Annotated in this window: 20 protein-coding genes; 9 read left to right on the top strand and 11 right to left on the bottom strand. The window is 72.8% G+C overall.

Annotation, left to right across the window (positions count from 1 at the left end; genetic code table 11):
* Positions 1 to 61 precede the first annotated feature (61 nt).
* The 4 genes from MTQ12_RS04045 to MTQ12_RS04060 all read right to left on the bottom strand — a co-directional run bounded on the left by MTQ12_RS04045 (position 62) and on the right by MTQ12_RS04060 (position 3,893).
* Positions 62 to 1,063 carry an IS481 family transposase gene (locus tag MTQ12_RS04045; protein ID WP_247424209.1) on the bottom strand — a complete coding sequence of 334 codons (1,002 nt, stop codon included), beginning with the start codon at positions 1,061 to 1,063 and terminating at the stop codon, positions 62 to 64.
* A 228-nt stretch (positions 1,064 to 1,291) separates the two neighbouring features.
* Positions 1,292 to 2,815 (bottom strand): hypothetical protein, encoded by a 1,524-nt coding sequence (locus tag MTQ12_RS04050; protein WP_247424212.1) that lies wholly within the window; start codon positions 2,813 to 2,815, stop codon positions 1,292 to 1,294.
* A complete protein-coding gene (locus MTQ12_RS04055; RefSeq protein ID WP_247424215.1) occupies positions 2,812 to 3,600 on the bottom strand; it encodes a hypothetical protein in 789 nt (262 codons plus the stop codon). Before MTQ12_RS04055 ends, MTQ12_RS04050 begins: the two co-directional genes overlap by 4 nt.
* A gap of 29 nt (positions 3,601 to 3,629) precedes the next feature.
* A complete protein-coding gene (locus tag MTQ12_RS04060) occupies positions 3,630 to 3,893 on the bottom strand; it encodes a hypothetical protein (protein ID WP_247424218.1) in 264 nt (87 codons plus the stop codon).
* Between the two features lie 335 nt (positions 3,894 to 4,228).
* Between MTQ12_RS04060 and purB the strand changes: the two genes are divergently transcribed.
* Positions 4,229 to 5,659 (top strand): adenylosuccinate lyase, encoded by a 1,431-nt coding sequence (gene purB, locus MTQ12_RS04065; RefSeq protein WP_247424222.1) that lies wholly within the window; start codon positions 4,229 to 4,231, stop codon positions 5,657 to 5,659.
* 14 nt (positions 5,660 to 5,673) lie between these two features.
* On the opposite strand, the gene MTQ12_RS04070 is transcribed toward purB, so the two are convergent.
* Positions 5,674 to 7,311, bottom strand: a complete 1,638-nt coding sequence (locus MTQ12_RS04070; RefSeq protein ID WP_247424226.1) for a succinic semialdehyde dehydrogenase — start codon at positions 7,309 to 7,311, stop codon at positions 5,674 to 5,676.
* Positions 7,312 to 7,397: 86 nt separating this feature from the next.
* On the opposite strand from MTQ12_RS04070, the gene MTQ12_RS04075 reads away from it, so the two are divergent.
* Together MTQ12_RS04075 and MTQ12_RS04080 are read left to right on the top strand one after the other, a co-directional pair.
* Positions 7,398 to 8,606, top strand: a complete 1,209-nt coding sequence (locus tag MTQ12_RS04075; RefSeq protein WP_247424229.1) for an alanine racemase — start codon at positions 7,398 to 7,400, stop codon at positions 8,604 to 8,606.
* Positions 8,607 to 8,644: 38 nt separating this feature from the next.
* Positions 8,645 to 9,964 carry a D-arabinono-1,4-lactone oxidase gene (locus tag MTQ12_RS04080; protein ID WP_247424233.1) on the top strand — a complete coding sequence of 440 codons (1,320 nt, stop codon included), beginning with the start codon at positions 8,645 to 8,647 and terminating at the stop codon, positions 9,962 to 9,964.
* 66 nt (positions 9,965 to 10,030) lie between these two features.
* On the opposite strand, the gene MTQ12_RS04085 is transcribed toward MTQ12_RS04080, so the two are convergent.
* Together MTQ12_RS04085 and MTQ12_RS04090 are read right to left on the bottom strand one after the other, a co-directional pair.
* Complete coding sequence (locus MTQ12_RS04085; RefSeq protein WP_137318584.1) at positions 10,031 to 10,762, bottom strand: response regulator; 732 nt, start codon at positions 10,760 to 10,762, stop codon at positions 10,031 to 10,033.
* A 13-nt stretch (positions 10,763 to 10,775) separates the two neighbouring features.
* Positions 10,776 to 12,965, bottom strand: a complete 2,190-nt coding sequence (locus tag MTQ12_RS04090; protein ID WP_247424236.1) for an ATP-binding protein — start codon at positions 12,963 to 12,965, stop codon at positions 10,776 to 10,778.
* A gap of 308 nt (positions 12,966 to 13,273) precedes the next feature.
* Between MTQ12_RS04090 and MTQ12_RS04095 the strand changes: the two genes are divergently transcribed.
* The 3 genes from MTQ12_RS04095 to MTQ12_RS04105 all read left to right on the top strand — a co-directional run bounded on the left by MTQ12_RS04095 (position 13,274) and on the right by MTQ12_RS04105 (position 16,139).
* Complete coding sequence (locus MTQ12_RS04095; protein WP_247424237.1) at positions 13,274 to 13,591, top strand: metal-sensitive transcriptional regulator; 318 nt, start codon at positions 13,274 to 13,276, stop codon at positions 13,589 to 13,591.
* Between the two features lie 66 nt (positions 13,592 to 13,657).
* Entirely contained in the window at positions 13,658 to 13,870 is a 213-nt protein-coding gene (locus tag MTQ12_RS04100) for a cation transporter (RefSeq protein ID WP_137318581.1), read from the top strand.
* A gap of 1 nt (position 13,871) precedes the next feature.
* Complete coding sequence (locus tag MTQ12_RS04105; protein WP_348983843.1) at positions 13,872 to 16,139, top strand: heavy metal translocating P-type ATPase; 2,268 nt, start codon at positions 13,872 to 13,874, stop codon at positions 16,137 to 16,139.
* 169 nt (positions 16,140 to 16,308) lie between these two features.
* Here MTQ12_RS04105 and MTQ12_RS04110 read toward each other — a convergent pair whose 3' ends face one another.
* Entirely contained in the window at positions 16,309 to 16,584 is a 276-nt protein-coding gene (locus MTQ12_RS04110; protein ID WP_247424240.1) for a hypothetical protein, read from the bottom strand.
* A 246-nt stretch (positions 16,585 to 16,830) separates the two neighbouring features.
* Between MTQ12_RS04110 and MTQ12_RS04115 the strand changes: the two genes are divergently transcribed.
* From MTQ12_RS04115 to MTQ12_RS04125, 3 genes are read left to right on the top strand one after another with little or no spacing between them, the layout of a single operon-like run.
* Positions 16,831 to 17,553 (top strand): hypothetical protein, encoded by a 723-nt coding sequence (locus tag MTQ12_RS04115; protein ID WP_247424243.1) that lies wholly within the window; start codon positions 16,831 to 16,833, stop codon positions 17,551 to 17,553.
* 15 nt (positions 17,554 to 17,568) lie between these two features.
* A complete protein-coding gene (locus tag MTQ12_RS04120) occupies positions 17,569 to 18,510 on the top strand; it encodes a response regulator transcription factor (RefSeq protein WP_247424246.1) in 942 nt (313 codons plus the stop codon).
* Between the two features lie 12 nt (positions 18,511 to 18,522).
* On the top strand, positions 18,523 to 19,782 hold the full coding sequence (locus tag MTQ12_RS04125; RefSeq protein WP_247424249.1) for a HAMP domain-containing sensor histidine kinase: 1,260 nt from the start codon (positions 18,523 to 18,525) through the stop codon (positions 19,780 to 19,782).
* 174 nt (positions 19,783 to 19,956) lie between these two features.
* Here MTQ12_RS04125 and MTQ12_RS04130 read toward each other — a convergent pair whose 3' ends face one another.
* The 3 genes from MTQ12_RS04130 to otsB form a co-directional block, all read right to left on the bottom strand.
* Entirely contained in the window at positions 19,957 to 20,580 is a 624-nt protein-coding gene (locus MTQ12_RS04130; RefSeq protein ID WP_247424252.1) for a response regulator transcription factor, read from the bottom strand.
* Positions 20,577 to 21,959 carry a histidine kinase gene (locus tag MTQ12_RS04135; RefSeq protein ID WP_247424255.1) on the bottom strand — a complete coding sequence of 461 codons (1,383 nt, stop codon included), beginning with the start codon at positions 21,957 to 21,959 and terminating at the stop codon, positions 20,577 to 20,579. Before MTQ12_RS04135 ends, MTQ12_RS04130 begins: the two co-directional genes overlap by 4 nt.
* Positions 21,960 to 22,118: 159 nt before the next feature.
* A complete protein-coding gene (gene otsB, locus MTQ12_RS04140; protein ID WP_247424259.1) occupies positions 22,119 to 24,932 on the bottom strand; it encodes a trehalose-phosphatase in 2,814 nt (937 codons plus the stop codon).
* Positions 24,933 to 25,008 lie beyond the last annotated feature (76 nt).

Consider the following 25,008-nt stretch of genomic DNA (forward strand, 5'->3'; position numbering starts at 1 on the left):
GGCGGCATCGCTGTCCTCGGCCCGTCGGCACCGCGGCCGGTGCCCGCGGATACCCCTCACGCTAGGTGTAGTTCCCCGTGAGGTTGTGAACGCGGTCGGCTGGGGTGAGGCCTCCGATAGCGGTGTGGGCTCGATGCTGATTGTAGTCGTGGAGGAACGTCTCGTAGGCGGCTTCCCGTTCGGATTCGCTGGAGTAGGGCCTGGCGTAGGCCCATTCGACCATCAGGGTTCGGTTGAACCGTTCGGCTTTCCCGTTCGTCTGCGGCCGACGAGGTCTGGTGCGCTTGTGCTTGACCTCCGGGCCAAGCGCTTGTCTGAAGTCGCCGGACCGGTAGCAGGACCCGTTGTCGGTCATCACCGCCTCCACGGTGACACCGATGCTGTCGAAAAAGGCGTTCGCCCGGTTCCAGAAGCCGGCGGCGGTGTGTTTCTTCTCGTCGTCGAGGATCTCGGAGTACACCAGCCGGGAATGGTCATCGACGGCGTGATGCAGATACCGATACCCGCGTGCTGGGGACGCCTTCGCGCGGGCCGCCTTGGTGCGGGCCGACTGCGCCCGCAGGTCCTGGACTGAACCGCGGCCGTGAGCCCGCCAGCCGCCGCCGTCGGGGATCCGGCCCAGCTTCTTGACGTCGACGTGGACCAGCTGCCCGGGAGCATCGACCTCGTAGCGGTGCGGTTGTGGTCGCCGCACCGGCAGCCCGGTGGCCTGATCGATGCACTCCAGCTTCGGCATCCGGTAGCGGGCCAGCACCCGTCCCACCGTCGACCGCGGGATGCCCAGGTGGTAGCCGATGCGGTGCGGACCCCACCGCTTGGTGAACCGCATGGCGATGATCCGCCGTTCGGTGCGCTGCGCCAGCCGGTGCGGGCTGCGGTGCGGACGGCTGGAGCGATCCTGCAGCCCGGCCCCGGATCGGTGGCGGCGCACCCAGCGGGACACGGTGGCCGGGGAGACCTGGAACCGTTCGGCCACGCGGCGCTGGGACCAGCCGGCCTCAACAACCAGGGCTACCATCCGGCGCCTACCCTCGACGGTCATCGGTGCATTACGGTGAGTCATGGAAGACCTCCGGTTCGAGTGAGTGTGGTTACCCACTTCGATATCGGAGGTCTTCTTTCACCTCAAATCCCGATCACAACCTCCCGAGGAAGTACAGCTAGGCACCGTCCGGCGTCGCTTGTCGAGGACTGCCGAGGTCCGATCGGGTTTTGTCATCTCCTCCACAATTGCTCGGACGTCGGAGTGAATCCCCTCGTCAGCGGCCTGGATCCGCAGCCGCGAGCGTGCTCAGCGGCGGGTGCCGACGGAGTCCTGCACCGATTCCACCTCCCCGGAGAAGAACCCGGCGCGGGAGTCCTGCCAGGCGAGCAGGCCCGGCTCCCCCTCCCGGTGGAGGCGGTCGATCGTCGCGGCGTAGACATCGCCGCCGTGGGCGAACCCGGGATTCGCGAGCACCTCGTCGATCTGGTCCTCCGTCCGCCCGGCGGACAGCTCATCGTCGCGCAGCGCGTCGGTGTCGAGGTCGACGGTGATCGTCGTCCAATTCGGCCGGTCCGGGTTCTCGCCGCCGTCGAGGTCGGGGACGAGGTCCTGCTCGTGCTCGATCGACAGCGTCGAGATCCCGTCGGGGATGTCGAAATCCGAGACCGGGCTCGCGACGGTGAGCAGGGCCGTGACGGAGACCGAGTTCCGGAACGCGGGGTCCGCCGCGAGGGAGGCCGCGGTGATGCCGCCCTGGGAGTATCCGACGAGCATGACCTCCTCGTCCGCGCCGATCTCGGCCTCGGCGACCGCCTGCCGCACGGTCTCCCGCATCGCTGTGTCGTGCCCGGCCACGCCCTCGACATTGGTCGTGAGATCGGTCGAGTTCTTCCCGGTGCGGGCGGACCAGTCGGTCGTCGCGGGCACGTACACGATCCACCGCACCGCGCCGTCGGCCCCGCGGATCCGCTCGATCTGCACCCGCCCGTTGTCCCTGCCGCGGTGACCGGCCAGCGTGCGGGCGAACAGCTCGGGGAGGCCGGCGGGCGCCCGGGCCGGCCGGCGGCCCGGGGGGCGCTCCGTGTGCGCGACGTCGACCCCGGTGCGACGCATGAGCCCGCCCGCCCGACCGCCGGCGATCACCCACTCGGTGACCGACTGCGAATCGTGCGGCCACGGCCCCCGATCGCCGAACTGCGCCTGGAGTCCCGGCGGCACGCCGAGGAAACCGGCGACGAACCCGGGCAGCACGTGCTCGATGATCCGGGCGGCACCGTCGGAGCCGGCGAACAGCTCTCGCCCGAGGACGGCCAGACCCGCCGCGGTGACCTCCGGCAGGTCGATGCCGAACGCGTTCTCGAGGAGCTCGTCGAGACCGATCCGGTCGGCGATCGCGAGGACGACGCCGACGGTGACGAGGCCGCGGAACAGGATCGGGGCGAGGAGGGGGATCGCAGTCCGGAAGGCGTGCCCGAGGACGTTGCCCGTGGCCGTGAGCACCCGGTCGAAGAGACTCGCGGCGAAGTCCTCGGCAGCCCGGTAGGCGAGCATCGCCGCCCCGAGCGCTATCCCGGTGCCGGCGAGCCGCCCCGACACCCCGGCCGCTGCGCCGAGGAACTCCGTGCTCCGCCGGGACACCTCGAAGGCGGTCGTCGGCGCCGTCACCGCGGAGAGCTCGAGCACGGGGTCGAGCTCGCTCCCGGCGCTGCGCAGGAAGAGCTCGGCGACCTCCTCGGCGATCCCGCGCAGCTCCGCGGCGAAGTCGGCGAGGTCCTCGGTCCGCGCGCGGGTTCCGCCGGGCCCGCCGTGGGTGGAGACTCCGTGGCTCATCGACGACCCGCCCCGCACCGGCCGCCTCGACGGGAGTCACCGACGCCGGGCTCCCCGACGGGCCCTCCGGTCGTGCTCCCGCGCGTCTCCCCGGCTGCGGCGAGGACGGCGCGATGCAGATCGGCGCGGACCCGAGCTCGCACCTGCGCGGCGAGGAGATGCGCGCCGAGCACGGGCGCCGCCGTGCCCGCCTCCGGCCCCGCCCCTCCCCTGCCGGGCGGGGACGCCGACCGGCCGATCGTCCACGGCTCCGGTTCGGCCCCGCGGGGCCCGAGGACGCCGAGCACCGCCGCCGGGGTCTCACGGGGGACGAGCTCGGCGATGAGCTCCGGCAGGCGAGCAGCCCGATCGACCCGGCCGAGCAGGCAGCCGCCACCGGGGTGGGTCGACTGACCGCGGGCGTCCGTCCAGCGCCAGACCACGCAGCACGCACGGTGGAGCACACCGGCGCTCACGACGATCCGAAGGCCCGGACCGAGCAGCTCGAACCCGCCCACCACCGGAGCCCCGCCGAGGATGAGCGAGGCCCGCGCGACCCACGCCGCGGTCGGCCCGGCCGACAGCTCGCTCGGCGCCGGCTCGGGGTCCGACGGTCCGGTCGACAGCGGCCCGGTCGACGACGGGCCCTGCCCCGCCCCGGGCCGGGCGGACAGGGCACAGCTCACAGCCGTGGGACGCTGGGCGTCCGGCCAGCCGGCCTGCAGGTCCGGCGGCAGAGCGAGCACCTCCGCAGCGGAGAACGGGATCCAGCGCCTGTCCGGCCCATGCCCCCGAGGCGATTCCACGACCCCCCTCCTCACAGCAGGCCCCCTCCTCACAGCAGGAGCGCATCGGCGGGCAGCTCGGCATCCTGCACCGCAGGAATATGACGCGCATAGGCGTCGACGACAGCGAGTGCGAGCTCCCGGAGCCGGTGGAGCTCGGTGACGCGGTCGGCGAGCTCGTCCCGGAACCTGTCCGCGGACGTCGACGCCCACTCCGTTCCACCGCCGCGCAGGCAGCGTTCGGCGATCTGCGCGAGGGAGTCCGCGACCTCCTCCCAGCCGCGCCGGTTCTTCTCGAGTTCGTCGATGAGCATGCGCCCACCGTGCACCGGGCCGCAGCCGCCCATCGAGCCCCCGGTGCTCCCTGTGGACGCACGGCGATCCGTCCACCGTCGGGAACCGCACGGGAGAGACCGCGATCCCCGCCCCGGGGTCGCAGGGGAGGCAGCCCTGTCCACAGGCCGCGCTCGCACCGGTCGCACGGCCGTGCGCCGATCACCCGTGCACCCGGCCCGCAGGCGCATCCGCTCACCCCTCAGCGCGCTCCGTCGCACCCCACAGCGCGCTCCGGCTCGCCCCCTCGATCACCCTCCGGTGCGCCCGCCGGACTCCCCTCCCACCGTCGGGACGCTCGTGCGAAGATGTGGGCATGACTCGCGTGACTCTCGCCCAGCTCGATCCGACCATCGCCCTCGGACCCCTCGACGGCCGCTATCGGGCGGATGCCGCTCCGCTCGTCGACCACCTGTCCGAGGCCGCCCTCAACCGCAATCGGATCCATGTCGAGGTCGAATGGTTCATCCATCTCGCCGATGCCGGCGTGGTGCCGGGCACCCGCGCGCTCCTCGACGAGGAGCGCGCCCACCTGCGGTCGATCGTCACCGGCTTCGACCAGGAGACGATCTCCCAGCTCGCGATGTTCGAGGCCGTCACCGTCCACGACGTCAAGGCCGTCGAGTACGCGATCAAGGAGGCGCTGAGCCACGTCGGCGCCGAGGACCTGTCCGAGCTCGTCCACTTCTGCTGCACCTCGGAGGACATCAACAACCTGTCCTACGCCGTGGGCATCAAGGATGCGGTGGAGACCGTGTGGCTGCCCCGCGCAGCCGCCCTCATCGACGCGCTCGCCGCGATGGCGCTCGAGCTCGCCGACGTCCCCATGCTCTCCCACACCCACGGACAGCCCGCGACGCCGACGACCATGGGCAAGGAGGTCGCAGTGGTCGTCCACCGGCTCCACCGCCAGTACGACCGGATCGCGGCGACGGAGTACCTCGGCAAGATCAACGGGGCGACCGGCACATATGCCGCCCACGCCGTCACCGTCCCCGACGCCGATTGGCCGCGGATCGCGCAGACGTTCGTCGAGGGGCTCGGCCTCACCTTCAACCCGCTCACCACGCAGATCGAGTCCCACGACTGGCAGGCGGAGCTCTACGCCGACGTCGCGCGGTTCAACCGGATCGCCCACAACCTCGCCACCGACATGTGGACCTACATCTCGATGAACTACTTCACGCAGATCCCGGTCGAGGGCGCGACCGGCTCGTCGACGATGCCGCACAAGGTCAACCCGATCCGATTCGAGAACGCCGAGGCGAACCTCGAGCTGTCGTGCGCGCTCCTCGACTCCCTGGCCTCGACGCTGGTGACGAGCCGCCTGCAGCGCGACCTCACCGACTCGACCTCCCAGCGCAACATCGGCGTGGCGCTCGGCCACTCGCTGCTCGCGCTCAACAACCTCGTCAAGGGCCTCGACAAGCTCGCGATCAACACCGCGGCGCTCGACGCCGACCTCGACGCGAACTGGGAGGTCCTCGCCGAGGCGATCCAGTCGGTCATGCGCGCGGCCTACCTGCAGGGCGTGCCCGGCATGGACAACCCCTACGAGAAGCTCAAGGAGCTCACGCGCGGTCATCGGGTGGGACGCGAGGAGCTCGTGGAGTTCGTGCGCGGGCTCGGACTGCCGGAGGCGGAGACGGAGCGGCTCGCAGCGCTCACCCCGGCGACGTACACCGGTCTGGCCGCAGACCTCGCCCGCGCCGAGGCGCGCGCCTGGCAGGAGCGCAGCGCGGGCTGACCACCCCCCCGGAATCAGCCCATCCGCAGGGCGCGCATGACGTCGAGGGCGCCGGTCATCACCTGCTGGAAGCGAGCCGGGGAGAGGCGTCCGCCGGGTGCGAGCGGCACGAGAGCATGGTGGGCGATCGTCCGGGTGCGGGTGAACTGGAGCAGGCCCTCCGGCCCGTGGCGGTGCCCGAGCCCGGAGTCCTTCCACCCGCCCGAGGGCGCGTCGATCGACCCCCAGGCCGCGGCGAACGCCTCGTCGACGTTGACCATCCCGGCCTCGAGGCGCCGCGCGACGGCCATCCCGTGCCGCCGGGAGCCGGAGAACACGCTCGCGTTGAGACCGTAGGGGGTGTCGTTGGCCGCGAGCACCGCCTCGTCCTCGCTGTCGACCGCGGACACCGCCACGACCGGGCCGAAGGTCTCCTCCCGGCACAGCTGTGCGGACTCCGGCACATCGACGAGCACCGTGGGCTCGAAGAAGAACGGGCCGAGGTCGGGCCGCGCCCGGCCGCCCGCGAGCACTCGGGCGCCGGCGGCCACGGCATCGTCGATGTGCTCCTGCACCCGATCGAGCTGCGCGGCCGAACTCAGGGTGCCGACCTCGGCCGAGTGATCGAAGGCCGCCCCCAGGGTGAGAGCCCGGGTCGCGGCCGCGAAGCGCGTGCAGAACTCCTCGTAGAGCGGCCGCAGAACGTAGATCCGCTCCATCGACAGGCACAGCTGGCCGCTCGAGCTGAAGCTCCCGCGCACCGCGCCGGCGACCGCGGCGTCGATATCCGCGTCCGCACACACGATCATCGGGTTCTTGCCGCCGAGCTCGAGGACGGTGGGCAGCAGCCGGGCCGCCGCCTCGGCCGCGATGCCGCGCCCCGCGCAGGTGGACCCGGTGAAGGACAGCCCGTCGACGTGGTCGAGCAGACTCTCCCCGACCTCGGCGACCTCGCCGGGCACGAGCTGCCAGACATCGGCCGGGAGTCCTGCCCGGATCGCGAGCCGCCGCACGAGCACGCTCGACAGCGGGGTCGCGGAGTCGGGCTTGTGGACCACGGCGTTGCCGGCGACGAGGGCGGCGAGAAGATCCGTGGCACCGAGCGACAGCGGATAGTTCCAGGGGCTGATGAAGCCGACGACACCGAGCGCGGACCGGTCGATGCGCGTGGTCGTCAGCCCCGGGATCGCGCCGCGCCGGGAGCGCGCCCGGAGCACCCGCGAGGCGGTCACCCCGGTGTAGCGGCATACGTTGTAGGCGTCGAGCACCTCGTCGTAGGCGTGCAGCCGCGCCTTGCCGTTCTCCGCCTGGATGACATCGAGGATGAGCTCCTCGTGGGAGCGGATGAGGGTATGGAGGCGCAGCACGACGGCGGCGCGCTCCCGCACCGGGCGGTCCGCCCAGGCCCTGCCGGCGATCCGGGCGGCGCGGGAGCGTACGGCGACATCGTCCGCCGTGCACCCGGCGAAGGTGCCGAGCAGCTCCCCGGTGAAGGGAGCTCTGACCTCGACCGGGGCGCCGGAGCCGGAGACATCGGCGAGCGGATCCCCGGCGAGGAACTCCCGCAGCCGCTCGGGCAGGGCGACCGGGTGCTCGGCCGAGGCGGTTGCAGGAGAGGCCGCGGAGGAGGCGGCGGGAGAGGTGCCGATGTCGGCGGTGCGCTTCGCAGTCATGCCCCCATGATCCCAGACGCGCCCCCGGGAACACCCGACCCTACGAATGAGTAACTTCTCGGGTCGACGTCGATTAGGCTGGCTCCATGGTGCGTGAGGAGCTGCGCAGGGCCGTCGGCGATCTCGACGGGCCGTTCGGCGTCATCGATCGCGATGCCTTCGATCGCAACATCGCCGCGCTCCGCGCCCGTGCCGCTGAGCTCCCGATCCGGGTCGCCTCGAAATCCCTCCGCGTACCCCGCGCCCTCGAACGGGTCCTCTCCGCCCCCGGCTACGGCGGGATCCTCGCCTTCTCGCTGCCCGAGGCGCTCGATCTCCACCGGCTCGGCTTCCGCGACATCGTCGTCGCGTATCCGACCGTCCACCGAGAGGGTCTCCGCGCGCTGGCGGCCGACGCCGAGGCGCTCGCCCACATCACACTCATGGTCGACTCGGACGAGGGCATCGACGTCCTTCTCGCAGCGCTCGCCCCCACCGGTTCCGCCGGTTCCGCCGCCGCGCAGCCGCTGCGCCTGTGCCTCGATCTCGATGCCTCGCTCCGCCCGGCCGCTCGATTCACCCGCGGTCGCGTGCACCTGGGCGCCCGCCGGAGCCCGGTGCGGGAGACCGCCGAGGCGCGTGCCCTCGCCGGGCGGGTCGCGGCCGACCGGCGACTCCGACTCGTCGGTGTGATGTCGTACGAGGGGCAGATCGCCGGTCTCGGCGATGCCGGGCGCGGCCCGCACGCGCTCGCCGTGCGCACCGTGCGCCGGATGTCCGTCGCGGAGCTGCGCGAGCGCCGCACCCGGGTCGTCGCCGCGCTCCACGAGGTCGCCGAGCTCGAGTTCGTCAACGGCGACGGCACCGGTTCGCTCGAGACGAGTGCGGCCGAGGGCACGCTCACCGAGCTCACCGCGGGCTCCGGGCTGTTATCCCCCGGCCTCTACGACACCTACCGCGGTTTCCGCCACGAGCCGGCGGCGTTCTTCGCCCTCCCCGTGGTCCGCAGGCCGGCCCCCGGCTGGGTGACGGTCGCCGGCGGGGGCTGGATCGCCTCGGGCCCGCCCGGGGACGACCGGCAGCCGACGATCGCCTGGCCGGCGGGCCTCGCCTACAGCTCCACCGAGGGCCCCGGTGAGGTGCAGACCCCGCTCCACGGTCCGGGCGCGGACACACTGCCGCTCGGCGCCCACGTCTTCCTCCGGCACGCCAAGGCCGGGGAGCTCGCGGAGCACCTCACCGGATTCCACGTTGTCGCCGCCGGTGAGATCATCGACTCATGGTCGACGTATCGAGGTTCCGGATGGGCGCACTGACAGGTGCGCCGACGAGCGGGACCGGACGAAGCCGCCGCGTGAGCACCTGGTCGGGCACCGCGCATGCCCACCCCGCGGCGTTCCATGCTCCCGCCGACGAATCCGAGCTCGTCGCGGTCGTCGCCGCGGCGATCGGGAGCGGGGAGCGGATCCGCGTCATCGGCGCCGGGCACTCCCTCACCCCCGTCGCACTCGGGACCGGGACCATGATCTCCCTCGACGCGCTGAGCGGGATCGTCGCCGTCGATGCCGCCACCCGGCGGGTGCGCTTCCGGGCGGGCACCCGGCTGCGCGACATCCCCGCGCTGCTCGCCCCGCACGGCCTCGCGCTGGCCAACCAGGGCGACGTCGACCCGCAGTCGCTCGCCGGCGCGATCTCCACCGGGACCCACGGCACCGGGCTCGGCTTCACCGGGTTCGCCGGGATGGTCACCGGCCTCACGCTCCTCACCGCCGACGGCGCGCGCCGCGAACTCTCCCGAGCCGCGGACCCCGACGTCTTCGACCTCGCCCGCCTCAGTCTCGGCGTGCTCGGTGTCATCACCGAGATCGAGCTCGCGTGCGTCCCGCGCTTCGACGTCGTCGCCCGCGAGCAGTCCGAGCCCTTCGACGATCTCCTCGCGACCTTCGTCGCCCGCTCCGCGCAGTGCGATCACCTCGAGTTCTACTGGTTCCCGCACACCGACCGAGCGCTCGTCAAGACGAACGTGCGGGTGGCCCCCGGCCAGGCGCCGCCAGCCGGGATGTCCGCCGCCCGGCCCCGCCATCGCCTCGCGCAGCTGCTGAACGAGGAGGTGCTCGACAACGGGGCGCTGCGGGCGATCTGCGAGATCGGCCACCGCGCGCCGGCGCTCGTGCCGTTCTTCAACCGGGCCGCCGCGGAGGCGGCCTCGAACCGCCTCTACCGGGCGCCCGCGCACGAGGCCTTCGTGTCCCCGCGCCGCGTCAGGTTCACCGAGATGGAGTACGCGGTGCCGCTCGCCGCCGGGCCCGAGGTGCTCGCCCGGATCCGCGACCTCATCGAGGAGCGCCGGTGGCGGATCTCGTTCCCCCTCGAGGTGCGCACGACGGCCGCCGACGACGTGCCCCTGTCGACCGCGACGGGCCGGGAGTCGATGTACATCGCCTGCCACCGGTTCTTCCGCGACGACTCCGCGGAGTACTTCCGCCGCATCGAGCAGATCTGCCGCGAGTTCGACGGCCGCCCGCACTGGGGCAAGGTCCACACGCTCACCGCCGCCGAGCTCGGTGCGGTCTACCCGCGCTTCGAGGACTTCCGGACCCTGCGGGCGCGCCTCGACCCGCACGCGGTGGTCGGCAGCGCCTACACGGATTCGCTGTTCGCCCCCGAGCGCTGACAGCCGTCGCCCGGGGTGGTCGGCCGCCTGGCGCGGCGGGCGCTCACCGGCCGGTGCGGCGGCTGCTCAATCGAGGATCCGGTACTCGAGCACCGGCCTGCCGGCGGAGCCGTAGCGCGGCCGGCGGTCGAGCGCTCCGGCGTCGGTGAGCGCCTCGAGGTACCGGCGGGCGGTGACGCGCGAGACCCCGATCCGGTCCCCGACCTCGGCTGCGGACATCGCGCTCCCGTCGGCGAGCACCCCGGTGATCTGCTCCTGCACCGCTTCCGGCACCCCTTTGGGGGCCGTCTTCGCCGGCGCGGCGCCGAGGGCCGCGAGCGCGGCGTCGACCTCGGTCTGCGTCATCTCCGCCCCGTCGCAGTCGGCGGCGAGCGTGGCCCGGTAGCCCAGGTACGCCTCGAGCTTGGACTTGAATACCGGGAAGGTGAAGGGCTTGATGATGTACTGCACGACACCCAGCGACAGCGCCTCCTGGACGACCTGCATGTCGCGGGCGGCGGTCACCGCGACGACGTCGACGGGGATGTGCTTGCCGCGGATCGCGCGGAGCAGCTGCAGCCCGTGGCCGTCGGGCAGGTTCATGTCGAGGAGGACGAGGGTGATCCGCGCCGGGTCCATGCCGATGATCTGGCCGCTGAGCGCGGCGAGCGCCTGCGTCGCGTTGCGGGCGATCCCGGCGACGTGGAATCCCTCGAGCCGATCGACGTACTGGGCGTGCGCCTTCGCGGCGACGCTCTCGTCCTCGACGACGAGGACTCCGACACCGTGATCATCGGTCTGCCTGTGCTGCGCTCCCATACTCGTCTCCAGCCTAATGGATTCCCTCGGATCCGGGCCGCGAGCCGGCTTCGGGCGTCGTCGCGGGCCCGATGGAAGACCCCGTCGCGGGCCCGGGCGCGGAGGCCGGCGCGGCATCGCGCGACACCCCGGACCCCGCGGCGCCTCCTGCGGCATCCCGCGGTTCCTCCGGCATCGCGACGATCGGCAGGCTGCCCGTGGGGACGCCGGACTGGCGGATCGGCGGTGTGCCGGGCAGCCACACCTCGAACGCCGCGCCCAGCGGGTCGCCCTCGCAGTCGGGCCCGCCGCGCACGTCGATCGCCCCGCCGAGGCGGCGCACCGCCTGCACGACGAGCGACAGCCCGACCCCGCGGGCACCGTCTTCGGTGCGGCCGGCGCCCGAATCCTGCTCGACGCCGTCGTGCTTGGTGGAGAAGCCGCGCTCGAACACCTGGTCCACGGAGTCCTCGGGGATGCCGGGGCCGTCGTCGGCGACCTCGACGGTGTAGCCGCGCTCCTCGGCTCCGGAGATCGTGAGGTACACCCGGCGGCGCTCCGGTGCTGTGCCGGCCCGGGACACCGCGTCGAAGGCGTTGTCGAGGAGGTTGCCGATCACGGTGACGAGGTCGCGGTCCTCGGCCGCCAGCCCGCCGGTCAGGCCGCTCGTGTCGACCTCGAGGTCGATGCCGGCCTCCTTGGCCTGGGAGAGTTTCGTGAGCAGCAGGGCCGAGAGCACAGGGTGGTCGAAGCCGCCGAGCAGGTTGTCCGCCGGCCGGTCCATCTGGTCGATCTCACGGGTGGCGAACTCGAGCGCCTGGTCGCTGTGACCGATCTCGATGAGCGACACCATGGTGTGGAGCCGGTTCGCGTACTCGTGGGTCTGCGAGCGCAGGGACTCGGAGAAGGACCGCACCGACACGAGCTCGCCGGACAGCTCCTGGAGCTCGGTGTGGTCGCGCATGGTGGTGACCCAGGTGTCCGGTGACTGCTCGGTGGGCTGCTGGTTCACGACGAGCACGTGGTCATCGGTGTAGTGGATCTCGTCGCGCGCCCAGCGGCCGCTGACGAGCAGCTCGCGCAGCGATCCGGGCAGCTCGAGGTCGGCGATCCGCACCGGGTCCCCTGTCGCGTCCGCGGGCAGGCCGACGAGCTCGGCGGCCTCGGTGTTGTGGAGGACGATGCCGTGGTTGCGGTCGACGAGGAGCAGCCCCTCGCTCACCGCCTGGAGGACGGAGGAGTAGAAGTCGAGCATCTCGCCGAGCTCCTGGGTCCCGTAGTCGCCGGTCACCCGTTTGAGTCCGCGGGAGGCGAGCCACACCGCGATCGTGCCCATGAGGATCGTCAGTGCACCGCTGCCGATGATCCAGCGGCCCTGCGGGGCGAAATCGGCGCGGATGGAGTCGGCGTGGAGCCCGGTGGCGACCACGGCGGCGACCTCGGCGTCCGCGGCCGGCTCCTCCCCCGGGGGCGTGCTGTAGACGGGAGCGACGGCGTAGAGGGTGCCACCGGCCTCGCCGTCGACGAACTGGAGGACGGTGCGCCCGGAGAGCACGGGGTCGGGATCGATCGCGGCGAGCACCTCCGCGGCGGCCTCCTCCGTCGCCGGCCCGCCGGTGGCGGGGATCGTCTCGCCCGGGTCGCTCGCTCTGGAGCCGATCTCCGCCCCGCGCAGCGCATCGGCGGAGAACACCGCGAGCCGGTCGAGCTCGTAGTCGGCCTTGACCGCGGTGAGGTAGTCGGTGAAGTCCTCGCGCCCCTGAGTGCCCTCGATCCACCCGGGGCCGGCCCCGGGGGCCTGCTCATCGGAGGAGTAGAAGGCGGAGTCGGCGAACAGCGCCTCGTGGACGGCCGGGGAGGCGGCGAGCGAGTCCGCGGAGGAGGCCAGGAGGCCCTGGAAGTGCTCGTTGTTCTTCTGCGAGAGCTGGATGTAGAGGATCGTCGTGGTGAGGAGCACGATGCCGAGGAACATCACGGTGATCGCGCGGAGGATCTGCCCGGCGACCCCGATCCGGAACCAGCGCAGCGGCCCCCTGCCGCGGCGGCGACGGCGGTCGGGCCGACGCCAGTGCACGGCCCGGGCGGACCGGCGGCGCGGCCGCTCGGCATCCCGCTGCGGCTCGCCTCCCGATTCCGCAGGCGCGGCGCCGGGGACCTGCGCACGCGACCCGTCCTCCGGCTGCGGCTGCGGCACAGGCGGATCGGGCAGGTCACGGGCACTCATGGGGACATTGTGCCGCAGTCCGCGCCCGGGCCGGGCCCATCGGGTCGCCGGATCGGCACATGCGCGTGGTGGATCCGCCACGTCCCCGGGCCGGCGGCTACCCGGTTCTTCTCACCTCGCCGGGCCGGCGGCGACCCGGTTCCCCTCACCTCCCCGGGCCGGGCGCCTCACCTCGCCGGACCGGGGTCCACCCGGACGCCACCCGGGCTCCGGCCGCCGACCGCCCGCCCGGCCGATCCGCACATCCTGCCGCCCGGCCCTCCCGTCACCCTCTTGATTTATACCCCCTAGGGGTATATCATCCAGACATGGACACACCGCAGACCCGCCCGGAGCCGCAGCCGCCGCACGGCTACACCGCGGACAAGGCCGCCCACCTCGCACGGGTCAGACGCATCGAGGGGCAGGTGCGCGGGATCGGCCGGATGATCGAGGACGACAAGTACTGCATCGACATCCTCACCCAGGTCTCCGCCGCCACCGCCGCTCTCCACTCCCTGTCGATCCGCCTGCTCGACGAGCACATGCAGCACTGCGTGGTGACCGCGGCGCAGGAATCGCCGGAAGCGGCCGAGGCGAAGATCGCCGAGGCCACCGCCGCGATCGCCCGCCTCATCAAGAGCTGAGGGGCTGCGCCGGCTTCACCGGATCCACCCGCCCATCACCGCCATCCACCACTGAAGGAGAACCACATGACCACCACCACGATCACCGTCACCGGCATGACCTGCGGACACTGCGTCGCCGCCGTGAAGGAGGAGGTCGGGGCGCTGCCCGGCGTCTCCGCCGTCGAGGTCGACCTCGTGGCCGGCGGTGGCTCCCCCGTCACCATCACCTCCGAGCAGCCGCTCGATGATGCGGCCGTCGCCGCCGCGGTCGACGAGGCCGGCTACGAGGTGAAGTGACATGACCTCCCCCAGCGCCTCGCGCACCTCGGGACCGGGCGGAGCCGCAGGACCGGCGGGCACCCCCGCCGGCACCTCGGCCCCGGTGGGGGTGCGCGAGCTCGACCTCGATATCACCGGGATGACGTGCGCCTCGTGCTCGGCCCGGATCGAGAAGAAGCTCAACCGGCTCGACGGCGTGAGCGCGAGCGTCAACCTGCCGCTCAACTCCGCCCATGTCGAGGTCACCGGCGACGTCAGCGACGAGCAGATCACCGACACGGTGTCCCGCGCCGGCTACTCCGCGACCGTCCGCGCCCCTTTCACCGGCGGCGCCGGCCCGGAGGTCGTCGACTACGGCACGGAGCGGCTGCGTCCCCGCCTCATCGGCTCGGCGATCCTCGGCGTGCCCGTGATCGCGATCTCGATGGTGATGGGCTGGCACTTCCCCGGCTGGCAGTGGGTGGTTCTGGTCCTCAGCCTGCCGGTCATCACCTGGGGCGCCTGGCCGTTCCACCAGGCGGCGTTCAAGGCCGCCCGCGGCGGTTCGACGACGATGGACACCCTGGTCAGCGTCGGCATCACCGTCGCCGGCCTGTACTCGCTCTTCACCCTCGGCCTCGCCGTGTCCCGCGGCCACGTCCTCCACCTGCCGCACGACTACCACATCTGGTTCGAGGCGGCCGTCGCGATCACGGTGTTCCTCCTCATCGGCCGGCTCACCGAGGAGCGCGCGAAGGGCACCGCGACGCGCGCGCTGCGCGAGCTGCTGAGCCTGGGCGCCCGCTCGGCGACCGTGCTCCGGGGCGAGGGCGCTGCCCGCACCGCGGTCGAGGTGCCCGTCGAGGACCTCGTGATCGGCGACGTGTTCCGGGTCAGGCCCGGGGAGAAGATCGCCACCGACGGGGTCGTCGTCGCCGGCCACTCCGCGATCGACGAGTCGATGCTCAGCGGCGAGAGCGTGCCGGTCGAGGTCGCCGAGGGCGATCCCGTCACCGGGGCGACCGTCAACACCTCCGGCTCGCTCGAGGTCCGCGCCACCCGCGTCGGTGCGGAGACCACGCTCGCCGCGATGGCCGATCTCGTCACCCGCGCGCAGACCGGAAAACCGCCGGTGCAGCGCCTGGCCGACCGGGTGTCGGCGGTGTTCGTGCCGGCCGTCATCGTCATCGCCGTGCTCACGCTGCTCGGCTGGGGGCTGCTCGGCGGCACCTGGACCACCGGGCTCCATGCCGCGCTCACCGTGCTCATCATCGCCTGCCCGTGCGCGCTCGGACTCGCCACCCCGACCGCCCTCGCGGTGTCCTCGGGCCGCGGCTCGCAGCTCGGCATCCTCGTCTCCGGGCCCGAGGTGATGGAGAGCACCCGCAAGGTCGACACCATCGTGCTCGACAAGACCGGCACCGTGACCGAGGGCCGCATGGAGGTCGTCGGACACGATCTCGCACCCGAGCAGCTCGCCCGGGTCGGCGCCGCCGAGTCCCGCAGCGAGCACCCGATCGCCCAGGCGATCGCCCGCGCGGCGGAGTCGGCGAGTGCCGGGGACGCCGAGCCCGCGCGTCTCGACGTCACCGACTTCGAGAACATCCCCGGCGGCGGCATCCGCGCCGTGGTCGACGGCCGGACGCTGCTCATCGGGCGCCCCGGGCTGCTCCGCGAGGCCGGGATCCCCGGTGTCGCCGACGAGTCCGAGGGGGCCGCCGCGACGCTCGTCGCCGCGGCGATCGACGGGGAGTACGTCGGCCGCATCGAGGTCGCCGACACCGTCAAGCCGAGCGCCGCCGCCGCGATCGGCGAGCTCCGCGAGCTCGGGCTCGAGCCCGTGCTCCTCACCGGCGACCACGCCGGGGCCGCGCACGCCGTGGCCCGCGAGGTCGGCATCACCCGGGTCCACGCCGACGTCCGCCCGGCGGACAAGGTCGCGGTCGTCGAGCGGCTGCAGGACGAGGGCCGGGTCGTGGCGATGGTCGGCGACGGGGTCAACGACGCCGCCGCGCTCGCCCGCGCGGACCTCGGGCTGGCGATGGGCAGCGGCACGGATGCCGCGATCGCGGCCTCGGACATCACGCTCGTGGCCAGCGATCCGCAGCAGATCCCGCAGGCCGTCCGCCTGTCCCGGCGCACGCTCGGGATCATCAAGGGCAACCTGTTCTGGGCCTTCGCCTACAACACCGCCGCGATCCCGATCGCCGCGGCCGGGCTGCTCGACCCGATGATCGCCGGGGCCGCGATGGCGTTCAGCTCGGTGTTCGTCGTGCTCAACAGCCTGCGCCTGCTCCGCTTCCGCTGACCCCCGGAATGCGATATCTCGCGGTTCCTGAGAAGGAATCCGCGAGATATCGCAGTCTCAGCGCTTCACCTGAGGACGCCACACATGGGCTCGCCGGCACGAGTTCGCCCCCACGAGGCCGCCCGCTCAAGGTCGCCCGCATGCGGCCGTCCGCACGGGGACGGGGAGCTCACTTGAGGACGGGGAACTCGGTGTTCTCGTGCTGGGTGTCGTTGCGGGTGACCCAGTTGAGCAGCGCGGCCACAGCGGTCACGACGACGAACGTGATGGCGGTGTAGAGCACCGAGAGGCCGAGCGCGGTGAGCGACTTCCAGGCCTGCGTGAAGATCACCGTGGAGACGAACACGACCATCGCCGCGATGAAGCCGAAGATCATCGTGTGCTGGTAGGTGACGGCCTTGGCCGGCTGCCCGGCGGGCGTGGTGGGCTTCCGAGGTGAGGTCATGGCCCCCATTCTACGCCTCGGCCCCGCACCCGGCCTCCCGGCGGCAGGCCCACTGCGGAGTATCCGAATCCGGTCGCGCAATTGCGCGACCGGATTCGGATACTCCGCAGTACGCGCGGCAGCAGGCGTGTCCGTCCGCATGGACGTCCGCCGCGCAGTCCACGGTCCGGCGGAGAGGCACCTCGTGCTCCGGACACGCACCTGCCCCGCCTTGAGAGGACGCCCGAGGCGGGGCACACTGAGGTGGTGACGAGGCAGCCCGGATCCCCCCGACAGGCAGCACGTCGCCCTGCCCGCACCTCGGGATCCCGCCGAACCTCGGGAAACCGTCCCACCTCGACGACCGCCCGCACCTGCGCACCCCGGCAAACCTCCGCACCTCGCCATACTTCGGCACCCCGCCGCCTGCTCGCGCTGCCGGCGCTCGGCCTCGCGCTCGCGGCGCTACTCGCCGGCTGCGGCCCGGACCCCGGGTTGCGGATCGAGAACCCGCAGGACCGGTCCTCGAGCACCGTGAGCCCGCCGCCGGCCGGCCCGGCGGACCAGCCCTTCGACCTCCCCTCGATCCGGGAGGCGATCCTCGCCGACACGACGATCAGCAATCAGCCCGACGCCTCGCAGGTCGACGAGGTGCTCCTCGTCTGCACCGAGTGCATCGAGCTCGCCGAGCCGTTCGTCGCCGACGGGCAGAAGTTCCAGATCGCGCTCGTATCCACCCCGAGCGACGACCGGGTGTTCGCCGGCGTCGTCGTCTCCCAGGTCGAGGACCGGCCCCGCGTGAACCTGATAGTTTCAGGCCATGATCTGACACTCACCCCGGGTCGCGGCGGCACCCTGGTCGCCCAGGAGTCGATGTACCGGGAGGGGGATCCCGAATGCTGTCCGTCCGGGTGGTCCGTGCGGGTCTACCGTCATCGCGACGGCGGGTTCGAAGCCGGGCAGCGGATCACGCAGAACGACGGGGCATGAGGAGCGAGGAGAAGAATGCATATCGTGCTGGTCGAGGATGACGAGGTCATCCGCGAGACCACCCAGATCTCACTCGAGCGGTTCGGGTACACCGTGTCCGCGTTCGAGGACGGCCGCGACGGCTACGAGTTCGTCGCCGCCCACGGTGCCGACGTCGTGCTGCTCGACCTCATGCTCCCGACGATGAACGGCGCCTCGATCTGCCGTGCCATCCGCGAGCGCTCCACCACCCCGATCATCATCATCTCCGCCCGCTCGGAGCCGATCGACATCGTGCAGGCGCTCGAGGCCGGCGCCGACGACTACCTCACCAAGCCCTTCGACATGCAGGTGCTCAACGCCCGCATCCGCGCGGTGGTGCGCCGGTTCATCACCACCGGCACCGGCCGCATGGGCTTCTCCCCCGACGAGGTCGGATCCGCGGCGGACGCGCCCGCCGCCGGGCTCGGCGCCTCGGGCACGGTCGGCACCGACGGGATCCCCGAGGTGCTCGGCCCGTCCCCCGGTCTGGCCGAGCCGCCCTCCCAGTCGCCCCACCGGAGCGCCGAGGGCCACTCGGCCGGGTACCCGGCGCGCCCGCACCAGCGGCCCACCGCCGGCGCCGCCCAGGCCCCCGCCCAGCAGCAGCCGTCGGGCCGGTCCGGGCCCACCGAGCGCGAGGAGCTCGGCCCCTACCGCACCCAGCTCGGTTCGCTCGTGCTCGACACCGGGCGGCTCACCGTCATGGTCGACGGCGAGGAGGTCCACCTCACGCCCACCGAGCTGCGCGTGCTCCTGCTCCTCACCGAGGAGCCGGGCCATGTGTACTCGCGCGAGAAGATCGCCTACACGGTGTGGGGCTACGAGTGGGCGGGCGACTCCCGCGTCGTCGACGTCCACATCCAGCGGCTGCGCAAGAAGATCGGCGCCCGGATGATCGAGACCGTGCGCGGTTTCGGCTACCGGTTCGCCGGCTGACCGGAGTCGCCCGTGTCACTCCGGTGGAAGATCGTCATCCTCATCGTGTCCTCGGTGATCATCGCCGTGCTCGCCTGCGGTGTCATCGTCCGGCAGAGCGCCGCGGCGGCGGAGGACGACCGGATGCGTCAGAACATCAGCAGCCAGCTCGCCGACGCGATCTCGATCTACTCCGACACCGGCGTCCTCACCCTCAACACGAGCGTCGACGACCCCGAGCTGCCCGACGAGGCCCGGGAGGCCGCGCTCGCCGGCCGGAGCGTGACGATCCGGGGCATCGCCGACGGGACCGAGGTGATCTGGGCCGCCGCCCCGATCGAGGTCGGCTCCCACACCGCGGTCATCGCGGTGCGCGCCTCGACCGCGGAGTCCCAGCAGCTCCTCAACGCGATCGACCGCGCGATCCTGTTCGGGATGCTCGGTTCGGCGATCGTCATCGGCGGCATCGGGTCGATCGTCGCCGGGCAGATCTCCCGCCGCCTCACGCTCGGCGCGCAGGCCGCCCGGAAGATCGCCGCCGGCGACACCTCGACGCGGATCTCCGACGTCATCGACACCGGCGACGACGAGGTGGCCGCCTTCGCCGCGGCGGCGGACTCCGCCGTCCAGCGACTGGCGGAGAAGCTCGACTCCGAGCAGCGCTTCACCGCCGACCTCGCGCACGAGATGCGCACCCCGCTCACCGGGCTCGTCAACGCCGCGAACCTCCTCGAGGAGCAGTCGCGGCCGGCGGAGCTCGTGCGCGACCGGGTGGCCCGCCTGCAGGTGCTCGTCGAGGATCTCCTCGAGGTGTCCCGGCTCGACGCGGGCCGGGCGCACCCGGAGTTCGCTCCGATGTCGCTCGACTCCTCGGTCCGCTCGCTCATCACCACGCTCGGCGCCTCGGGGGTGACCACCGGGCACGAGATCGAGGTCGCCTACGCCTCCGAGGGGCGCACCGTGGTCACCGATCAGCGCCGCTTCGAGCGGATCGTGTCCAACCTCATCGTCAACGCGACGAAGCACGGGGCGGATCCGATCATCGTCACCACGACGCCGCACGCCGTCGTCGTCGAGGACCACGGGCCCGGCTATCCGCCGGACATCATCGCCACCGGGCCCACCCGCTTCGTGTCCGCCGGGGGCGGCGGCATGGGGCTCGGCCTCGTCATCGCGCAGGGCCAGGCCCGGCTGCTCGGGATGCGGATCGCCTTCAGCAACGGCCCGTCCGGCGGCGCCCGAACCGAGGTGTTCCTCCCCGAGCACGATCCCCGCACCGACGCACCGGGCTGAGGGGCGCGCCCGCCGCCGGACTGCGGAGTATCCCGGGACCGCCGCGCAATTGCGCGGCTGAGTTCGGATACCGCGCGGTTCGGCGAGGGGTGGCGCCCCTGGACCCGCCGCCGAGGCGCCCCGGCCCCAGATGACGCGTAACCCGGAAGGCGGGTGACCCGGAGGGTGCGTGGCTCAGATGATGCGTGCGCTGCGGGCCCGGTCGATCGCCTGGGTGCGGTTGTCCACCCCGAGCTTGGCGTAGATGTGCACGAGGTGGGTCTTCACCGTGGCCTCGGAGATGAACAGCGCCTGCGCGAGCCGGCGGTTGGTCGCGCCGGTGGCGAGCAGCCGGAGGATCTCGATCTCGCGTGGGCTCAGTGCCGTCGCCGGCGCCGCCGCCCGCTTCCTCACCTGGGCGGACACGCTCGGGGACAGCACCGGCCGGCCGGCCGCGGCATCGCGCACGGCTCGGCGCACCGCATCCGGCGGCGCATCCTTGAGGAGGTACCCCGTGGCCCCGGCGTCGAGCGCGGCGACGATGTCGGCCTCGGTGTCGAAGGTCGTGAGGATGAGGACCGGGGGGCCGTCCTCGGCACGGATCCGGCGGGTCGCCTCGATCCCGGTCAGCCCCGCGCCCATCTGCAGGTCCATGACGACGACGTCGAACGCCCGGTCCGGCGCGGCGAGGAGCGCGAGCGCCTCCTCCCCGGTCCCCGCCTCCGCGGTCACCTGCACGCCGCCGGAGTCGAGGAGCGCGCGCAGTCCCGCGCGCACCACCGGGTGATCGTCGACGAGCAGCACACGGGTGTCGGTCATCGCGCCTCCCCGTCCGTGCTCGGCAAGCTGGTCCGCGGGTCCTGCGGCTGGGTGCGTTCGGTTCGCAGGGCGACCGGCGCGGGCCCCTCGCTCCGCGATGCGACCGGCAGCGGCAGGCGGACGCTCACCGCCGTGCCCTCCCCGGGTGCGGACTCGACGACGAGCGTGCCGTCGAGCTCCGCGATGCGGGCAGGGAGCTTCACCAGCCCGTAGCCGTGGTCGCCGGCAGCCATCGCGGGATCCCCCTCGCCACCGGCGTCTCCCGCACTGCCCGCCTGCGCGGCATCCACCCGGAAGCCCGCACCGTCGTCGTAGACGTCGAGGGTCACCGCGTCGTCCCAGGCCGCGAGGGTGACGACCGCGGTGCGGGCGCCGGCGTGGGCGGTGACGTTCGCGAGCAGCGATTGCGCCGCCCGCAGGAGCACGGCGCGGTGCGCCCCGGGCAGGGCCGCGCCGTCGAGCGCGCCCTCGGCCCGGAAGCGGCAGTCGAGCTCCCGTCCGGCGGCGCGCGCGAGCTCGGCGGTCTGGGCGCATAGCGCCTGCAGCGCCGTGGGCAGGTCCGCATCGAGCGCCGGAGCGCTGAGATCGCGCACGAAGCGCCGGGCTTCTGCTAGGTTCCGCGCCGCGGTGTCCTCGATGACCTGCAGGCGGCCGGCGGCGAGGTCCGTCTGCTCCCCGGCGAGCGCCTCGTGGGCGGCCCGCGACATGAGGACGATCGAGGACAGGCCCTGGGCCAGCGTGTCGTGGATCTCGCGGGAGAGCCGCTCCCGCTCCCCGGCCCGGCCGGCCGCCCGCTCCTGCAGTGCGAGCTCCGCGCGCGCCGCCTCGAGCGCCCGCACCGTGCGCCGGTGCCGCTGCGCATCCCGGTACAGCGCGCGGTAGGCGAAGCCGATGACGACGGCGACGATCGCACCGATGACCGGCCCGATCGCCATCGCCGGACTGAATCCGGACGGCGGGGCGTGGAGGATCTGGGCGAGCACGACGACGGCGGTGAGCCCGGCGATGCACACGAGCGCGGTCGCCCGCCCGAGGACGACGAGGACGACGAAGAAGAGCGGGAACGCCGCCCAGGAGAAGTCGGCGCTGTGCAGGGTGAGGACCGTCCACAGCGCGATGATGAGGAGCAGCCACGGCACCGCGAGCGGCCCGGGATCACGGCGGCTGCGGCCCTGCGCGAAGTTCCGCTCCCACACCGTGCCCGCGAGGTAGACGGCGGCGAGCACGAGGGTGAGGCTCAGGACGAGGACGACGACCGCCCGGTCGGGCCGATGGGTGAGGAGGACGCGCAGCGCGCCGATCGCCAGCAGCGCGGCGAAGCTCAGGTGGAGTGCGACGCGCAGCGTGCGCAGCAGCGCCGGGGTCGATGTCGGTTCCACCGCGCCTCCCTCCGTGCCCGTGTGCCCGTCCGAGCGCTCACGCCATGCCGGTCCGGGCGCTCATGCCTCGGCACCGATCGTACTGCGGGGTATCCGAAAGCGGGCGCGCAATTGCGCGCTCGGTCCGGGATACTCCGCGGTTCGGCGCCCGGGGCCCGCTCAGGCCCGGTCCGTGTCCTCCACGTCGTCGAGGTCGGTGTGGCCGCTCGCGGGGTCGGGCACGCCGGTGAGGTCGTCGAGCATTCGCGCGACCCGGATGTAGCCGAGGTGCGAGTACGCCTGCGGGTGGTTGCCCAGGTGGGTCTCGGAGGCCGGGTCGTACTCCTCGGGGAACAGCCCGGTGGGGCCCATGAGGTCGTCGAGCCGCCGGAACAGGTCGCGCGCGTCGTCGAGCCGGCCGACGAGGATGAACGCCTCGATGAGCCAGGTCGTGCAGATGTGGAACCCGCCCTCGAGGCCGGGCAGCCCGTCGTCGTAGTGGTAGCGGAACACCGTCGGGCCCACCCGCAGGTCGCGCTCGATCGCATCGACCGTCGCGGCGAACCGCGGGTCGTCCGGCGCGAGCAGTCCGGACAGGCCCATGAAGAGGCAGGCGGCGTCGAGGTCGTCCTCGCCGTAGGCCACGGTGTAGGCGCCCACGCGTTCGTTCCAGCCGTGGGTGATGACGTCGTCGGCGATCGTCTCACGCAGCTGCCGCCACGCCCCGGGCATGGTCCGCCCGAAGTGCTCGGCGATCGCGATCGCACGGTCGACGGTGACCCAGCACATGACCTTGGTGTAGACGTTGTGCTTGGGCTCCCGGCGGGCCTCCCAGATGCCGTGGTCGGCCTCGTGCCAGCGCCGCTCGACGGCGGTGACCATCTCGCAGGTGAGTCGCCAGTTGTCCTCCGACAGGTCCTCGAGGGTGAAGGTGAGGTCGCGGAGAAGCTCGGTGACGGGGCCGAACACGTCGAGCTGCACCTGGTGCTCGGCGGCGTTGCCCACGCGCACCGGGCGGGAGCCCGCATAGCCGGGCAGGTGCTCGAGGACGGCCTCGGTGGTGAGTGCGGACCCGTCGACGGCGTAGAGGGGGTGGAGCTGCTCGGGGCCGGCGGCGTCGGCGAGGATCCCGGACAGCCAGCCGAGGAAGCCCTCGGCCTCCGCGGTCGAGCCGAGGTCGATGAGGGTGCGCACGGTCATCGAGCCGTCGCGCAGCCAGCAGTAGCGGTAGTCCCAGTTGCGGATGCCGCCGATCCCCTCCGGCAGGGAGGAGGTGGCAGCGGCGAGCACGCCGCCGGTGGGCTCGTGGCACAGCGCGCGCAGCGTGATCGCCGAGCGCGTCACCTCCTCGCGCTTGAGCTGCGGCAGATCGAGGCTGTTCACCCAGTTGCGCCAGTAGCCGGCCGCCCGGCGGCGCACGAACTCCTCGCCGCCGTCGAGCAGGTAGTCGGTGTCGCCGAAGTACCCGCCGCACACGAGCACGAGCACGACCTTCTGCTTCTCGAACTCGCTCGGGCGCACCCGGGCGACCGCGGTGTCGGAGCCGTTCTCGGTCACGATCTCGAACTCGACGCCGCGCGCGTGGAGCATGATCGGCTCCGCGGTGCCGAGGACTCGGACGCCGTCGCCCACGCGCTCGAGGCGGGTGGGGTAGGCGCCGAAGTCCGGGCGCGGGGCGAACCGGATCTCCGCCTCGGCGTCCCCGGTGAGGACGCGGACGAGCACGGTGTCCTGGCTGTCCTCGGGCACCGGGGCGAGGTAGTCGCGCGCGGTGAGTCCGGCCCACCGCGTCTCGACGAGCGTCGTGTGGTCCTGGTAGCGCTGGGTCAGCGGCTTGGCGCCGGAGGCGAGTCCCACCGAGTAGTAGCCGGCGGCGTCGGAGCCGAGGATCTCGGAGAACATCGAGGCCGAGTGCGGCAGCGGGTGCGGCATCCAGCAGATCCGGCCGGCCGGGTCGACGAGCGCGGTCGACTGGCCGTTGGCGAGCATCGTGTGCCGCTCGATCGGGACGGCGTTCTTGCCGAACAGCCAGGCACGGCGGAGCTCGAAGATGCTCGTGAGGATGAGCGCGACGGTCTCCGGGTCCGGGATCGTGAACCGCGCGTGGGTGTCCGCCCCGCCGCCAGCGCCGAGGCCTGTGCCGGCGCCGAGGTGCCCGCCGGCTGCGTCGGTGCCGATGCCCGCGTCCGGCGCACCGGATCCGAGGTCCCCGCCGGGTGCTTCCCCGCCGGGTGCGCCGGCGGGCGCGACCTTGATGCCGAGGTCGCCGACGCCGAGCGTGGCGAGCGCGAGCTCGTCGGAGATGTCGTCGCCGATGTAGAGCACGGCCCCGGAGTCGAGGCGGGCGCGCAGCTCGCGCAGGGCGTCGCCCTTCGAGGTCGTCACGACGCTGAGGTCGGCGACCTCCTTGCCGCGCACGAGGTTCAACCCGGTGTCGCGTGCGATGCGGCCGAGCGCGGCCTGGGCGACAGCACGGGAGTCGTCGCTCAGACCCCGCAGGTGCACGGCGGAGCCGGTGGGCTTGGTCTCGACGTGGAGGTCGGGGAGTTCGGCGCTGAGCTCGGCGACGGCGCGCTGCAGGCCGGCCAGGGCCCGGCGCTCCTCGGCGGAGAGCGCGTCGACGGCGTCGATGTCCGTCTCCGAGCCGTGGGAGCCGACGAGAGTGACCTCGCGGGGGAGCCGGGACATCGCGGCGAGGTCGCGGAGCGAGCGACCGGAGATCACCGCCACCTCGGTCTCGGGCAGCGCGGCGAGTGCGCGCATGCTCACCAGGGAGATCGGCAGCGGGTAGGCGTGCGTGGGCCGGTCGACGATCGGGGCGATGGTGCCGTCGTAGTCGGTGGCGACGAGCAGCCGCGGGGCGCGCGCGATGAGTCCGATCGCGGTGAACAGGTCCGCGTCGAGGGTGCGCATCGCCTCGGCGAGGTCGCCGAGGGGCCCGGCGGTCGGGGCCGCGGGATCCCAGGTGTCGAGTCCGGAGGTGATGACGGTCATGGGGCTCTTCTCACGTGGTGGCTGGTGGCGTGGGGGTCGACGTGGTGTTGGTCGGCGGGGCGGCGCCCGGCCGCAG

The sequence above is a fragment of the Brevibacterium sp. R8603A2 genome, assembly GCF_023072605.1.
Classification (GTDB): domain Bacteria; phylum Actinomycetota; class Actinomycetes; order Actinomycetales; family Brevibacteriaceae; genus Brevibacterium; species Brevibacterium pityocampae.